Source organism: Hugonella massiliensis, from assembly GCA_001486445.1.
GTDB classification, from domain to species: domain Bacteria; phylum Actinomycetota; class Coriobacteriia; order Coriobacteriales; family Eggerthellaceae; genus Hugonella; species Hugonella massiliensis.
Window position 1 is genome coordinate 1,140,822 of the sequence record LN908986.1, and the last position, 13,552, is coordinate 1,154,373.

13 protein-coding genes and 1 tRNA gene are annotated in these 13,552 nt (G+C 63.9%); 2 read left to right on the top strand and 12 right to left on the bottom strand.

The window, feature by feature from the left end; all coding sequences use genetic code 11:
• Positions 1 to 55: 55 nt before the first annotated feature.
• The 4 genes from clpX to BN3270_RS07615 all read right to left on the bottom strand — a co-directional run bounded on the left by clpX (position 56) and on the right by BN3270_RS07615 (position 3,893).
• Complete coding sequence (gene clpX, locus BN3270_RS07600; protein WP_058986510.1) at positions 56 to 1,426, bottom strand: ATP-dependent Clp protease ATP-binding subunit ClpX; 1,371 nt, start codon at positions 1,424 to 1,426, stop codon at positions 56 to 58.
• Positions 1,427 to 1,480: 54 nt separating this feature from the next.
• Positions 1,481 to 2,098, bottom strand: a complete 618-nt coding sequence (gene clpP / locus BN3270_RS07605) for an ATP-dependent Clp endopeptidase proteolytic subunit ClpP (RefSeq protein WP_058986511.1) — start codon at positions 2,096 to 2,098, stop codon at positions 1,481 to 1,483.
• Positions 2,099 to 2,232: 134 nt separating this feature from the next.
• Entirely contained in the window at positions 2,233 to 3,771 is a 1,539-nt protein-coding gene (gene tig / locus BN3270_RS07610) for a trigger factor (protein ID WP_058986512.1), read from the bottom strand.
• A 37-nt stretch (positions 3,772 to 3,808) separates the two neighbouring features.
• Positions 3,809 to 3,893, bottom strand: a tRNA-Leu gene (locus tag BN3270_RS07615).
• A 375-nt stretch (positions 3,894 to 4,268) separates the two neighbouring features.
• On the opposite strand from BN3270_RS07615, the gene serC reads away from it, so the two are divergent.
• Positions 4,269 to 5,384 carry a 3-phosphoserine/phosphohydroxythreonine transaminase gene (serC, locus tag BN3270_RS07620; RefSeq protein ID WP_456297724.1) on the top strand — a complete coding sequence of 372 codons (1,116 nt, stop codon included), beginning with the start codon at positions 4,269 to 4,271 and terminating at the stop codon, positions 5,382 to 5,384.
• 117 nt (positions 5,385 to 5,501) lie between these two features.
• On the opposite strand, the gene BN3270_RS07625 is transcribed toward serC, so the two are convergent.
• Complete coding sequence (locus tag BN3270_RS07625; protein ID WP_058986514.1) at positions 5,502 to 5,786, bottom strand: hypothetical protein; 285 nt, start codon at positions 5,784 to 5,786, stop codon at positions 5,502 to 5,504.
• A 234-nt stretch (positions 5,787 to 6,020) separates the two neighbouring features.
• Here BN3270_RS07625 and BN3270_RS07630 point away from each other — a divergent pair, with 234 nt between their 5' ends.
• Positions 6,021 to 6,458, top strand: a complete 438-nt coding sequence (locus BN3270_RS07630) for an Hsp20/alpha crystallin family protein (protein ID WP_271711962.1) — start codon at positions 6,021 to 6,023, stop codon at positions 6,456 to 6,458.
• A gap of 85 nt (positions 6,459 to 6,543) precedes the next feature.
• On the opposite strand, the gene BN3270_RS07635 is transcribed toward BN3270_RS07630, so the two are convergent.
• From BN3270_RS07635 to BN3270_RS07665, 7 genes are all read right to left on the bottom strand, one after another.
• Positions 6,544 to 7,119: a GNAT family N-acetyltransferase gene (locus tag BN3270_RS07635; protein WP_058986515.1), complete on the bottom strand. Its 576-nt coding sequence runs from the start codon at positions 7,117 to 7,119 to the stop codon at positions 6,544 to 6,546.
• Complete coding sequence (locus BN3270_RS07640) at positions 7,109 to 8,194, bottom strand: class I SAM-dependent methyltransferase (protein WP_058986516.1); 1,086 nt, start codon at positions 8,192 to 8,194, stop codon at positions 7,109 to 7,111. Before BN3270_RS07640 ends, BN3270_RS07635 begins: the two co-directional genes overlap by 11 nt.
• Before the next feature lie 21 nt (positions 8,195 to 8,215).
• Positions 8,216 to 9,484, bottom strand: a complete 1,269-nt coding sequence (locus BN3270_RS07645; RefSeq protein WP_058986517.1) for an RNA polymerase sigma factor — start codon at positions 9,482 to 9,484, stop codon at positions 8,216 to 8,218.
• Positions 9,485 to 9,733: 249 nt separating this feature from the next.
• Entirely contained in the window at positions 9,734 to 10,669 is a 936-nt protein-coding gene (locus tag BN3270_RS07650; protein ID WP_058986518.1) for a radical SAM protein, read from the bottom strand.
• Positions 10,650 to 11,630 (bottom strand): NAD(P)-binding domain-containing protein, encoded by a 981-nt coding sequence (locus BN3270_RS07655; RefSeq protein ID WP_058986519.1) that lies wholly within the window; start codon positions 11,628 to 11,630, stop codon positions 10,650 to 10,652. Before BN3270_RS07655 ends, BN3270_RS07650 begins: the two co-directional genes overlap by 20 nt.
• Before the next feature lie 45 nt (positions 11,631 to 11,675).
• On the bottom strand, positions 11,676 to 12,605 hold the full coding sequence (locus BN3270_RS07660; protein WP_058986520.1) for a DegV family protein: 930 nt from the start codon (positions 12,603 to 12,605) through the stop codon (positions 11,676 to 11,678).
• Positions 12,606 to 12,608: 3 nt separating this feature from the next.
• On the bottom strand, positions 12,609 to 13,544 hold the full coding sequence (locus BN3270_RS07665; protein WP_058986521.1) for a DegV family protein: 936 nt from the start codon (positions 13,542 to 13,544) through the stop codon (positions 12,609 to 12,611).
• Positions 13,545 to 13,552: the final 8 nt, after the last annotated feature.

The following is a 13,552-nucleotide window of genomic DNA, read 5'->3' on the forward strand; positions in this document are numbered from 1 at the left end:
AGCGCCCGCGACGCATGCCGCGGGCGCTTCACAGCGACTTGATGGGTCGAAGCCGCTAAGCCTCGCTGCCGGCCCCTTCGCCTAGGGCCTGGCTGCGGGGCGCGACGTCGACGATTTGGGGTGCCGTCGTGCCCTCGATGTCGCTCTCGCGGAGCTCGACGCGGGTTGCGCCCCTATGCTCCGGCAGGTCGTACATGACGTTCTGCAAGACCTTCTCGCAGATGGAGCGCAGACCGCGGGCGCCCGTGTTGTGCTCCATGGCCTTGCGGGCGATCGCGCGCAGGGCGTCCTCGCCCACTACCAGCTCGCTGTCCTCGAATTCGAACATGCGCTTGTACTGCTTGATCAGCGCGTTGCGCGGCTCGGTGAGGATGCGGACGAGGTCGTCTTCCGACAGTTCCTTCAGGCTCGTGACCACGGGGATGCGGCCGATGAATTCGGGAATCATCCCGAACTTGTTGAGGTCTTCGGGCAAGACCTGGGCGAGCAGCTCGTCCTCGTCGTTCTTCTTGCTGGTGGAAAGCTCGGCGTTGAAGCCGATCCCGCTCTTGCCCACGCGTTCGGCCACGATGTCGGACAGGCCAACGAAGGCGCCGCCCAAGATGAAGAGGATGTTGGTCGTATCGATGTGGATGAGCTCCTGCTGGGGATGCTTGCGGCCACCCTGCGGGGGCACGCTCGCCTCGCAGCCCTCGATGATCTTAAGGAGGGACTGCTGGACGCCCTCGCCCGACACGTCGCGGGTGATCGACAGGTTTTCGGCCTTGCGGGCGATCTTGTCGATCTCGTCGATGTAGACGATGCCGATTTCGGCCCGCGGGATGTCGAAGTCGGCCGCCGTGATGAGCTTGAGCAGAATGTTCTCGACGTCCTCGCCCACGTAGCCCGCTTCGGTGAGGGTGGTGGCGTCGGCGATGGCGAAGGGCACACGCAGGGTGCGCGCAAGGGTCTGGGCGAGCAGGGTCTTGCCGCTGCCCGTGGGGCCCAGCAGCAAGATGTTGCTCTTGGCGAGCTCGACGTCGTCGTCGCTCGTGCGGTCGGCACCCAGGCTGATGCGTTTGTAGTGGTTGTAGACGGCCACCGAAAGGGCTCGCTTGGCGTCTTCCTGGCCCACGACGAACTGGCTGAGCGCGTCGTAGATCCTGTGCGGGGTCGGCAGGTTACCCAGGACCTCGGTGGGATCGGGCGCATCAGAGGCCGCCTGGCCGGGCGCGCTGAAGGAATCGGCCGAAGGGGCCTGCGAGGGCGACATGCCCATATCGCGCATCATGGCTTCGGCGCACACCGACACGCATTCGTCGCAGATGCAGACGCCGTTGGGTCCGCTGATCATCGCATTCACCTGCTGGGGCGTCTTGCCGCAGAAGGCGCAATGGATGTCGGCGTCTTCGGGATCGTGGTTGAAGGTGTCGTGGGTACTCGCCATGTGTGTGCGCCTGGCCCTTTTCTCTCGAGATCGGATCGTTAGTGACTGGTCGCGCTAGTTCTGCGCGGCGCGGCTGGAAACCACCTGGTCGACCAAACCGTACGCGCAGGCTTCCTCGGCCGTCATGAAGTTGTCGCGCTCGGTGTCATGCTGGATGACTTCGAGCGGCTGACCGGTGTTGTCGGAGAGGATCTTGTTCAACTGCTTGCGGATCTTCAAGATCTCTTCGGCAACGATGGCGATTTCGGTCTGCTGACCCTGGGCCCCGCCGGAGGGCTGGTGGATCATGACGCTCGAAGACGGCAGGGCGTAGCGCTTGCCCTTGGCGCCGCTCGACAGGAGGACGGCCGCCATGGAGGCGCACTGGCCGATGCAGATCGTCGACACGTCGCAGCTGATGTAATTCATCGTGTCGAGGATGGCCAGACCCGCGGTGACGCTGCCGCCCGGGCTGTTGATGTAGAGGGAGATGTCCTTTTCGGGATCGGTTGATTCAAGGTGCAGAAGCTGGGCGACCACGGAGTTTGCCACGTTGTCGTCGATTGCTTCGCCCAAGAACACGATACGCTCGTTGAGCAGGCGGGAGTAGATGTCGAAGCTGCGCTCGCCGCGCGGGGACTGCTCGATCACATAGGGGATCAGGGCCGACTTAGGATGGATGAATTCGTTCATACAACGCCTCTGTTTCGAGATAGGTACGTTTATTCGAAGGCCATTATACGGAAAAGAAGGCGGGTGAACGGGCACTGGCCCATCCACCCGCGTTTCATTACTGCTTTGTTTGGCTTCCGTTACCCGGAAAAGGCCTATTCGGCAGCGAGGATAGCGTCGACCAGCTCGGCCTTCTTCAGGCCGTCGGTCGCAATGCCCATGCCCTCGGCCTTTTCGCGCAGCTCGGCAACCTTGAGCTTGTTGAGGGCGGTCTTGGTGAGCTTTTCGCCCTCCGCAGCTGCTTCGGCGGGAGCTTCGTCGGCCTTGGGGGCCTCGGCTTCGGCGGCCTTCTCTTCGGCTTCCTCGTCTTCGACGCTCTGGAGCTTCTCGCCCGGCTTGAGCTCTTCGACCGCCAGGTCGGCGACGATCGCGTCAATGGCCTTGGTGCGCTTCATGCCGGCGCGCAGAGAGGCGATCTGGCCGTTTTCGCGCCACTGCTTCTCGAGCTTGGCAGGGTCGTCGACGCCCGACTTCTTGAACTCTTCGGAAATCTCTTCGTCGGAAACCTGGATGTCGAAGTGACGGGCCCAGGCGTCGAGCGCGAGGTCCTGGAGGGTGACGTCCTTGGCCTGCTTCTTGACGTCGTCCTTGAAGTCGGCCGGGGTCATGCCCATCTGGGCCAGGTAGGCGTCGAAGGTGAGGCCGGACTGCTGGATCTGCTGGAAGAAGTTCTGCAGGAGGTTCTGCTCTTCAGAGGAGCAGAGCTCTTCGGGGGCTTCGCCCAACACGCGCTTCTGCAGGGCGTAGAGGGCCTCGTTCTCGCGCAGGCGGGGCATCATCTGCTCCTTCTGCTGCTTGATGGAATCGGCGATGCGGGTGCGGAGCTCTTCGACGCCGCCTTCGAAGCCGGCGGTTTCCTTGGCCCACTCGTCGTTGAGTTCAGGCAGGACCTTGGTCTTGACCTGCTTGACCTCGACGTCTATCGTAACGTCGCCTTCGATGCCGCGACCCATGAGGGAGTCGGAGACATCCATCTTGACCGTGGTGGTATCGCCCTTCTTCAGGCCTTCGAGCGCAGCGTCGAAGGCTTCGGGGAAGAGGCCCGAACCGAGCTCGTAGAGACGGGAGTCGGTGGAAATCGTCTCGATGTTCTCGCCCTTGTCGTCGGTGGCGGCCAGGGAGATCTCGGCGAAGCCGTTCTCTTCGATGGCGGCGTCGTCGGCGGCGTCTTCGAAGGTGTAGTAGTAGTTGCGGAGCTCGTCGATCTGCTCGTCGATTTCGGCATCGGTGGCCTCAACGGACGGGAGTTTGACGGCAACCTGGTCGTACGAGTCGAGCTCGAACTCGGGGCGGCACTTGACCGTCACCGTGAAGGTGAAGGGAGCGTGCTCTGTCACGAGCTCCTCGGAGAGGTCGAAGTCGGGCTGGGCGATGGAGATGAGGTCGTTATCGTCCATGGCGATCGGGTACAGGCCGTTCACCACGTCGTCGGTGACCTGAGCGCGCACCGCTTCCTTGCCGAGCATGCTGTCGATAACGGGACGCGGGGCCTTGCCCTTGCGGAATCCCGGGAAGTTGTAGCGCGAAGCGAAGTCCTTGTAGGTCTTCTTGATGCGCTTGTCGATTTCTTCAGCATCGACGGTAACCGTGAGCTTCTTCTGGCTACCTTCCAGTGCCTCTACCTTGGTGTCCACTATTTCCTCCATCTGGTTCGTACCAAGCTGCGCAATATGGTGCGGGTGAAAGGACTTGAACCTTCACGGGTTGCCCCACCAGGACCTAAACCTGGCGCGTCTGCCAATTCCGCCACACCCGCGCATAGTGCCGAGCTTCGTGCGCATGGGCGCGCTGCGCCGCATATGCGACGACCCATGATAGCAAAAAAGGTCTTGACGCGCACCAAAATGCGCAGGGCGCACACGAGCCGATCGTCCGACGCTCCCTGCGCGCGCCCGAGGGGGCCCGAGGGAGGGCGGTGGCCCCTAGACGGGCGAGTCGCCCACGCGCGCCCGCAGGGAGCCCCAAGACCGCGCGTACCGTCTCGCCTCCGCGGGCCGCCCTCGCATGACCACAGCCCCCGCCCCGCAACCGGGGCCTTCCCGGCTCCGCCCGCAGTCATTTCCTAGCAAAATACCGGGTTTTTCGGTCCGTTTGCGGATGCCCGTCCCCGGGCGCGGCCGGGGGTGCTAGCATGGCCGCATTCGCAACCGATGAGGAGGTTCACATGTCCCGTGTCTTCAATTTCTCTGCCGGCCCCGCCACGCTCCCGGTTCCTGTGCTCGAACAGGCCGCCGCGGAAATGCTCGACTACCGCGGCTGCGGCATGTCGGTCATGGAAATGAGTCATCGGTCCCCAGAATTCAAGGAGATCATCGAAACCGCCGAAGCCGACCTGCGCGAGCTCATGGCCATCCCCGACAACTATTCGGTGATCTTCCTGCAGGGCGGCGCCACCCTGCAGTTTTCGGGCATCCCGATGAACTTCATGAAGAAGGGCAAGGCCGACTACATCGTTTCGGGCAGCTGGTCGAAGAAGGCCGCCAAGGAAGCCGAAAAGTACGGGGAGGTCCACGTGGTCGCGTCGAGCGCCGACGATAACTTCGCCTCGATCCCCGACGTCGACGACATCGCCTTTGACGAAGACGCCGACTACGTCTACATCTGCCAGAACGAGACGATCACCGGCACCACCTACCACAAGCTTCCCGACACCCACGGGATTCCCCTGATCGCCGACGTGTCGTCGATGTTCCTCTCCGAGCCCATCGACGTCTCGCGCTACGGCGTCGTCTACGGCGGCGTCCAGAAGAACGTGGGACCCGCGGGCCTGTGCATCATGATCATCCGCAACGACCTGCTCGACGGCGACATCAAGCCCTACACCCCGGTCTACCTGGACTACAAGCTCCAGGCCGAGAAGGGCAGCCTCTACAACACGCCGGCCTGCTACACGATCTATATGTGCGGGCTCGTCTTCAAATGGCTCAAGGCCCAGGGCGGCTTGGAAGGCATCGCCCGCCGCAACCGCGAGAAGGCCGCCCTCCTCTACAACTACCTCGACAACAGCGCCCTGTTCAAACCGACCGCTGCCAAAGCCGACCGCTCGATCATGAACGTCCCCTTCGTCACCGGGGACGCCGACCTCGACGCCGCCTTCATCGCCGGCGCCAAGGCGCACGGCATCGCCAACATCAAGGGCCATCGCTCCGTCGGCGGCATGCGCGCCTCGATCTACAACGCGATGACTGTCGAAGGCGTCCAGGCCCTCGTCGATTACATGAAGGAGTTCGAAGCCGCCCAGGCCTAGGCGACGCCCGACACTCCCGAACGTAGACGAGCCCCGCAGCGGGGCTCGTCTTTTTTTGCTCTGAAGCAGGTCGCGCGCGGCACCGGGACCATGTCCGTGCACGCAGGCAGAACTGCGCTATTTGACGCGGCCGCGTTCGAACGTGTGGTGCTTGCGCACCTTCTTGGGCTCGCGAAAATCGATCTGGGCCTGGGCGAAGTCGCCCGGAGCCGGCTCTTTCACATGCTCGACTTCGTCGATGATCCACGACACGGCTTCGTTGCCGAACAGCTCGAGCATCTTGATGCGCGCGTCGGTCATGTTCTTCTTCGACCCCGCGTGCCCTTCGCTTTCGAACTCGAAGGTCCCGTTGACGGGGTGGGCGCCTCGAGGCGAAAGATAATGTGCGCGGTAGGTCTTCATGAACCGTCCTTCATACGTGCGTTCCATCGGTGCCCTAGCACCTTACTGCATGGCGTGCCCGCGGGCAAACGCCGCCTCCAAAGTTCCCGCAAGGTAACGCAAGCTGACGTGGCGGTGACGTTAGCACTCGAACGTTGACACTGCTAACGCGGAGGACTAGAACAAGAAGCGTCAAAAGGAACAGCACAAAGGACCGCCCGAAGGGGCGGGGAAAGAAAAACGGAGATGATAAGCATGCTGGTACCTGCAAAGCGCAATTTCTTCGATGATTTCATGATGAGTCCCTTCGATGCCTTCTTCGATGCGCCCCAAGCCCAGGGCAAATCGACCGCAGGCCTGATGAAGACCGATATCAAGGAAACCGACAAGGACTTCCAGCTGACCATCGACCTGCCCGGCGTTAAGAAAGGCGACGTCACGGTGCAGATTGCCGACGGCTACCTGGACATCGAAGCCGAGTCCAAACACGAAACCGAAGACAAGGACGAAAACGGGGCCTTCCTGCGCAAGGAGCGCTTCGAGGGCAAGTGCAGCCGCAAGTTCTACGTGGGCGACGAGATCGACGAGGATGCCATTACCGCCAAGTTCGAGAACGGCACTCTGAAGGTCACGGTTCCCAAGAAGACCCAGCCCGAAATCGAAGCCAAGAAGACCATCACCATCGAAGGCTAAGGAACCCCTCGACAAGGGCTATGAGAAAGCGGGAGTCGGCGCTGAGCCGGCCCCCGCTTTTTGCTGCGTGGATCGCGATCTCGTGCTAGCGGCGCTTACCCTCGGCGGCGACCAGGTCCGGGAAGGGTATAAGGGGCGCCGGATGGGCGGGCCGCTCCCCCAGCTCCTTTTCCATCCAGACCATGTCAAGCCACTCCCCCAGCTTGTAACCGCAGCGGTGGAAGTGGGCCACCGGGACGAATCCGCGCTTGGCATGGAACTTCTCGCTCGCCGGGTTGGGATGGGTGATGCAGGCCTCGACGTTGTAGACGCCCATGCGCTCGAGGTAGGCATCGAGCGCATCGTAGAGGGCGTGGGCCACGCCGGCGCCCCGCGCTTCGGGAGCCGTGTAGACCGTGCACTCGACCGTATGGTCGTAGCCGGCACGCCCTTTGAAGGTGCCCGCATAGGAGTAGCCGACCAGGCGGCCGTCTTCCCTTTCGGCCACCAAATAGGGATAGCGTGCGAGGGTGCGCTCGATGCGGCTGCGGAATTCGTCGACCGTGGGCACCTCGGTTTCGAAGGTGACGGTGGTCTCGGCGACGAAGGGGGCGTACAGGGCAAGCAGGCCCTTGGCGTCGTCGGGGGTGGCCACGCGCACGCGCCAGGGGCTATCGACCATGAGGGGCATCCTTGCGGTCGGCGGCGCGCGTAATGATATAGCAGTGGTGGATGCGGTCGTTGCGCTCGAAATCATGGGGGATCGAGGCTTTGGAAATGTCCTGGGCGACAAGGCCCGCGCGGGCCAGACCCTCGCCGTCGAGCTTGAACCCGCGTAGGTTGCAGGAGAAGACGATGGTCCCGTGCGGGGCAAGCAGCTTCTCTATGGCGGCAAGCAGCGTGGCGTGGTCGCGTTGGACGTCCCAGGTGCGCTGGCCCATGGCCTTCGAGTTGGAGAAGGTGGGCGGGTCGCAGAAGACGAGGTCGTAGACGTGGCCCGTCCGTCCCTCGCGCACGATCCAGTCGGTCACGTCGGCGCGAATGAAGGAATGCTTGGGCCCCGTGAATCCGTTCATGGCCATATTGCGGCGCGCGCGGTCGAGATAGGTTTGCGACAGGTCGACCGTGGTCGTCGTGCGGGCGCGGCCGCCGGCGGCATGCACGGTCGCCGAACCGGTATAGGCGAAGAGGTTGAGGAAGCGCGTGCCTTGGGCCATGCGGCCCACCAGCAGGCGCGCGAGACGATGGTCGAGGAAGAGCCCCGTGTCGAGATAGCCGCCGAAATCGAGTTCGAAGAGGTAGCCGCCCTCTTGGGTATAGGCGATCGCCCGACGGCGCCCTTCGGGAACGTATTGGCTCCCGCCCTTGTCGCGGCGGCGCTCGCGGGCGAAAAGATGCGCGGGCGGCACGCCGAGGACGACGCCCGCTATGGCGCATGCGTCTTCGAAGCGGTGGGCGGCCCGCACCGGATCGACCGATTTGGGCGGACGGTACTCGGCCACGACGGCGAAGCGCTCGCCCGCGGCCGGGCCGGCCCCTTCGTAGAGGTCGATTGCCACCGAGAAATCGAGCAGATCGGCATCGTAGACGCGATAGCAGTGGACGCCCTCGCGCTTGGCCCACTTGCGGCGTTCCTTGAAGACCTTGCGCAAACGGGCGGCGAATTGGTCGGCGCCCCTATCCCAGACGGCGACGCCGTGGTCGGCGCCGCCGAAGGAATCGGGCACGGTAAGGGTGTGTTTCTGCGTGGAATCCATAGCGATCGAGGGCGCGCCCGCCTACTCTTCCAGGTAGTCCTTGAGCTTCGAAGAGCGGCTGGGGTGGCGGAGCTTGGCCAGGGTCTTGCTCTCGATCTGGCGGATGCGCTCGCGCGTGACGCCGAATTCGCGACCCACCTCTTCGAGCGTGCGCGGATGACCGTCTTCCAGACCGAAGCGCAGGCTGATGACCTTGCGCTCGCGTTCGGCCAGGCCGTCGAGAACCTTGGAAAGCTGTTCCTGCAGCATGCTGAAGGACGCCGCGTCAGGCGGGACGACCGCTTCGTTGTCCTCGATGAAGTCGCCGAGCTGGCTGTCCTCTTCCTCGCCGATAGGCGTTTCGAGCGACACCGGCTCCTGGCTGATCTTCTGGATCTCGCGCACGCGTTCGGGCGTGAGATCCATTTCCTCGGCAATCTCTTCCGGGGTGGGTTCGCGCCCGAGCTCCTGGAGGAGCTGGCGCTGAATGCGCACGAGCTTGTTGATCGTTTCGACCATATGCACGGGAATGCGGATCGTGCGGGCCTGGTCGGCGATCGCGCGCGTGATAGCCTGGCGAATCCACCAGGTGGCGTAGGTCGAGAACTTGAAGCCCTTGGTGTAGTCGAACTTTTCCACCGCGCGGATCAGACCCAGGTTGCCTTCCTGGATGAGGTCGAGGAAGAGCATGCCGCGTCCCACGTAGCGTTTGGCGATCGAGACCACCAGGCGAAGGTTGGCTTCGATCAGCTGCTGCTTGGCGTCGAGGCCCACCTGCTCGATGCGGGACAGGCGGCGGCGTTCGCGGCGCTCGAGGGGCTCGGCGCCCTCCTCTTCGGCGGCTTCGAGCTTTTCGGTCGCAGCGACGCCGGCCTCGATCTTCATGGCCAGGTCGATCTCTTCGGCAGCGGTGAGCAGGGGGACCTTGCCGATTTCCTTCAGGTACATGCGCACCGGGTCGCCGGTGAGCATGGTGATGGAGGTGTCGGCACGGCGGCGCGACGTGCGGGAAGAGCGGCTCTTGGATGCGGACACCTTGGGCAGGTTCACGCTCTTGGGAGCCTTGAGCTCTTCTTCGGGGATTCCTTCGAGAATGGATTCGGTGGAATCGTCGTCGCTCGCGTTATCGTCTTCCGATTCGGCTTCCTCGCCCACGTTTTCGGGAGCTTCCATGTCCTCGAGCTCTACCGATTCGTCCTGTTCGTCTTCGTTCGCAGGCGCGGCGGCGGTGTTCTTTGCCGTGGACTTCGATTCCTTTGCGCTGGTCTTCGTCGTTTTCTTCGTTGTGCTCTTACGTGAAGTAGCTGCCACGTAACGTCCTTTCACAAGACCGTCGACCCCTGCATGCAGGCATACAGTGGCTAAAGATACAGCATCACAATATAGCATAAGGGTCGCAGAAACGTCGCAGCCGTTTCCGTACCGTCATACGCGCGGGTGACAGCACTGAGCGCACGCGGCAGCAGGCGAGGACGCTCGAAGCGGTGACCGCGTACTCGTCGAGCCCGAAGGCGATCCAGAGCGCGCCCAGAGCGCAGCGAGGCCCGCCCCGCGCGCCCCTTACGCCTCGTCTTTGGGCAAGACGCCCGTGCTGTCGAAGGCAGGGATGAAGCTCTCCTTGGCGGCTGCGCCTTCCTGCCAGAAGTAGTCGGTCATGCCCAGGTCATCGAGGGCGTCGAGCAGGCGCTCGTAGTCCTCGTTGGGGACCGGGGCATCGAGCTCGGGCGCTTCGGGGAAGGCGCGCAGGGGCGTGTACTGGTTCATCACGCTGTAGAGAACCGACGTCCCATAGCGGTGCCAGAGGAAGGACATGACCTTCTTCGACTCCTCCACGCGGCCGGGCAAGAGCAGATGGCGCACCACCACGCCCCCAACGATGCGCTCTTCGCCGCCGAAGCTATCGAAGCGAGGCGAGCCCGCCAAATCGACCATGGTATCGAGCGCCCGCGTTGCCACGTCGAAGTAGTCGGCAGCGTGGGAATAGCGGGCGGCCGCGTCGCTTGCCGGGGACATCCAGTACTTGAAGTCGGCCAGATAGACGTCGGCGCAGTCCCTATAGGTACGCAGGACCTCCGCCCTCTCGAAGCTCGAGGTGTTGAACACCAAGGGCAGATCAAAGCCGCGCTCGCGGGCCGCCGCCACCGCGACGGCGATCTGCGGCAGATAGTGGCCCGGCGTGACCAGGTTGATGTTGGCGGCTCCCTGGCCGGCGAGCTCGAAAAAGATATCGGTCAGGCGCTCTTCGGAGATAGCCGTCCCCTGGTGCCCGCAGGCGATCTGGGCGTTCTGGCAGTAGACGCAGCGCAGGGGGCAGTTGCTGAAAAAGACCGCCCCACTGCCCGCCCCCACGCTGATGGGCGGTTCCTCCCACTCGTGCAGGGCGGCGCGGGCGATGCGCAAATCGGCACCCGCGCCGCAGACGCCTCGCTCGCCCGCCGCGCGGTTGGCGCCGCAGGCGCGGGGGCACAGATTGCAGCTAGTTGGCAGAATAGCCACCGAAGGCTCCCCCGAACGGAGACGGATCGCGGTCGTCCCCGTCATCGAAATCGTACTCGTCGTCGTCATCGTGGTCGTGCGCGCCCAGGGCCTCGTAGGCCTCCTGGGCCCGATCCCAATCGAGGCCGAACTTCTTGGCGGTGTCCTCGTCGCGATAGGCCAGGGACACGGCCGCCGCCGACAGGTCGACCCCACCCAAGGTCGCAAGCAGGTTGAGCAGGTAGGAGACGGCCTCGATCTGCGGGACAACAAGGTCTGCGTCCTCTGCCGCCGCAAGGGCGCAGGCTACTTCGTTCATGATCATCTCGACCGTGTAGGTCGACGAGAAGGCGCCGCCCTCCATGGCGTGGTAGAGGTTATGGGCCCAGGCGGGGACGCACCCCAGGGCAAGCGCGCGTTCCAAGGCGGCATGGGCGTCGACCTCGCCTGCAGCCGCGCGTACGAGGGCGTCGGATTCGATGGCGCCCACCAAACCGATGGCCTGCTGGATCGTGAGGGCGCACTTGGCCAGCTGGGCCGTGCCCGCCTCGCCGGTGCGCTCGACGCGGCCGGCGATCGCATCGAGGGCCGCTTCGGCCGCCTGCACGTCGTCGAATTCGCCGGCGGCGAAGAGGGCCAGGTTGGCAGGGTCACCGAAGGCGTCGGGGACCGTAGGGTCGCGCACGAAAACGGGCGCTTCCACCGGGCGCAGGTCGCTTACCTGGGCCATGCCCGCCATTTCTTTGGCCGAAGCGGGCGTCGTCGCCGAAAGGTCGATGAGCAGGGCCCCCTTGCGGGCCGTCGCGATGATGCCCGACCCGTCGAAGTAGACGTTTTCCAGGTCTTCCTGGTTCTTGCAGTAGGTCACAACGATATCGGCGGCGACCAGGTCGCCGGCAGCGACGAACCCGGCCTTGACCAGATTGTCGGCCACGCACTGGCCGACGGCGGTGGCGCCGACGAATACGAACGATTGAGGCATAGGGCCATCCTTCCCCGGGTGCGCGCCCAAGGCGCGCCGCCCCGATTACGAATGCTTGATGCGGTTGGCGATGCGGTCGGACACCGAAAGCTCGCCGTGGCGGTCCTCGCCGAAGAAGCAGCAGGCCATCATGCCCGGACCCACATGGCAGCCGATGACCGGGCCGATGTTGGAGTAGACGAACGAGGTGCCCTCGTCCTTTTCGGCGATGGTTGCGGCGAGCTTTTCGACGTCCTTCAGGCAATCGGCGTTGCCCAGAAAGACCGGCATGGTGGGCGTCTCGCCGCGATGCTTGAAATAGAAGTCGCACATCTTCTTGATCGCCTTCTTGCGGCCGCGCGCGACGCCGATGATCTGCAGCGAGCCGTCGAGGGCGATCGTGAGCAGGGGCTTGACGTCGAGCTTGGCGCCGGCAACGGCGACGCTGGCGGGAATGCGGCCGCCGCGATGCAAGGCGTCCAAGTTGTCGACCATGAAGATGATGTGGCAGAAGTAGCGCACCTGTTCGGCCCACTTGACCATCTCTTCGGCCGAAAGCCCCTGGTCGCGCTGGCGAATGGCTTCGGCCGAAAGCACGGTGAGCCCCGTGCTCGCCGTTTTCGTGTCGACGCAGTAGATGGGAACGCCGTCGCCGCGCTCTTCCATGATCTGCTTAGCGGCGAGCACGCCGGCTTCGTAGGTACCCGAAATCGCACTCGAGAAGGCCAGGTAGACCACGGGCAGGCCGTCTTCGAGCGCCTCGGTGAAGACCCGATGGAACTCGCCCTGGGACACCTGAGAGGTCTTGGGCGTGGCGCCCGCCCGCATCTTCTCGTAGAAATCGTGGGGCGACACGTCTTCGAAGAGGTTGTCGTAGAAGTCTTCGCTGCCGTCGTAGGTGTAGGTAAGGCGCGCAATGCTGATGCCGGGGTGATCGTAGAAGTCGCGCGGGAGGTCGCAGCTCGAGTCGAGCACGAGGTTGAACTTTGCCGTCATGCGCTAGTTCCTTTCCTTGATGCGCTTGGCGATTTTATCGGACACGGTGAGCTCCGAGCGACGGTCGTCGCTCCAGAAGACCATGGCGAGCATGCCCGGGCCCACGTGGCTGCCGATGACCGGGCCGATGCTCGACTCCAAGATCATGGCTTGGGGCTCGGCCTCCTCCACCATCTCGTGCAGCTTGCGGGCGTCCTTCTCGCAGTCGGCGTTGCCGATGATGACGCGCCTGTCGAGCTCGTCGGGAAGGCGGTGCTTGTTGTAGAAGTCGACCATCTGCCGCATGGCCTTCTTGCGCCCGCGCACGACGCCGGTCAGGGCGAGCTTGCCCGACAGATCGAAGCCGAGCAGGGGCTTCACATCAAGCTTGGCGCCCGCCATGGCCACCGTCGAGGGAATGCGCCCGCCGCGGCGCAGGGATTCGAGGTCGTCGACCATGAAGATGGCGCCTACGAAGTTGGGAGCCTCCTTGGCCCAGGCCACCATCTCTTCGGCCGAAAGGCCCCGTTCGCGCTGCTCGATCGCGCCGAGGACGAGTAGGCCTTCGGCAATAGAGGCGAGCTTGGTATCGACCAGGTAGAGCTTGCCTTGAGGGTACTGGTCGGCAAGGGAATCGGCGATGAGGCAGGCCGTGTCGAAGGAGCCCGAAAGGCCGCTCGTGAAGGAAAGGTAGACGGTGGGGACGCCGGAAGCGAGCGCGCGGGCGAAGGTGTCGCGCAGAACGGTCGCCTGGATCTGGGCCGTCGTGGGCGGCTTTCGCTTCTTGTCGCGCATGGCGTCGTAAAACTCTTTGGGCGACACCGTTTGGTAGAAGTCGTCCTGGTGGGTTGCGCCGTCGAGCATGAAGGGGAACCGAATGAGGTCGATGCCCGGCTGGTTGACCGTCTCGAAGGGAAGGTCGCAGCAGGAATCGACGATGAGGTTGCATTGGGGAGCCATAGCGTCCG

Coding starts and splice junctions, on each gene's coding strand:
- clpX (WP_058986510.1), bottom strand. CDS start 1,426: ATGGCGAGTACCCACGACACCTTCAACCACGATCCCGAAGACGCCGAC.
- clpP (WP_058986511.1), bottom strand. CDS start 2,098: ATGAACGAATTCATCCATCCTAAGTCGGCCCTGATCCCCTATGTGATC.
- serC (WP_456297724.1), top strand. CDS start 4,269: ATGGCCGCATTCGCAACCGATGAGGAGGTTCACATGTCCCGTGTCTTC.
- BN3270_RS07625 (WP_058986514.1), bottom strand. CDS start 5,786: ATGAAGACCTACCGCGCACATTATCTTTCGCCTCGAGGCGCCCACCCC.
- BN3270_RS07630 (WP_271711962.1), top strand. CDS start 6,021: ATGCTGGTACCTGCAAAGCGCAATTTCTTCGATGATTTCATGATGAGT.
- BN3270_RS07635 (WP_058986515.1), bottom strand. CDS start 7,119: ATGGTCGATAGCCCCTGGCGCGTGCGCGTGGCCACCCCCGACGACGCC.
- BN3270_RS07640 (WP_058986516.1), bottom strand. CDS start 8,194: ATGGATTCCACGCAGAAACACACCCTTACCGTGCCCGATTCCTTCGGC.
- BN3270_RS07655 (WP_058986519.1), bottom strand. CDS start 11,630: ATGCCTCAATCGTTCGTATTCGTCGGCGCCACCGCCGTCGGCCAGTGC.
- BN3270_RS07660 (WP_058986520.1), bottom strand. CDS start 12,605: ATGACGGCAAAGTTCAACCTCGTGCTCGACTCGAGCTGCGACCTCCCG.
- BN3270_RS07665 (WP_058986521.1), bottom strand. CDS start 13,544: ATGGCTCCCCAATGCAACCTCATCGTCGATTCCTGCTGCGACCTTCCC.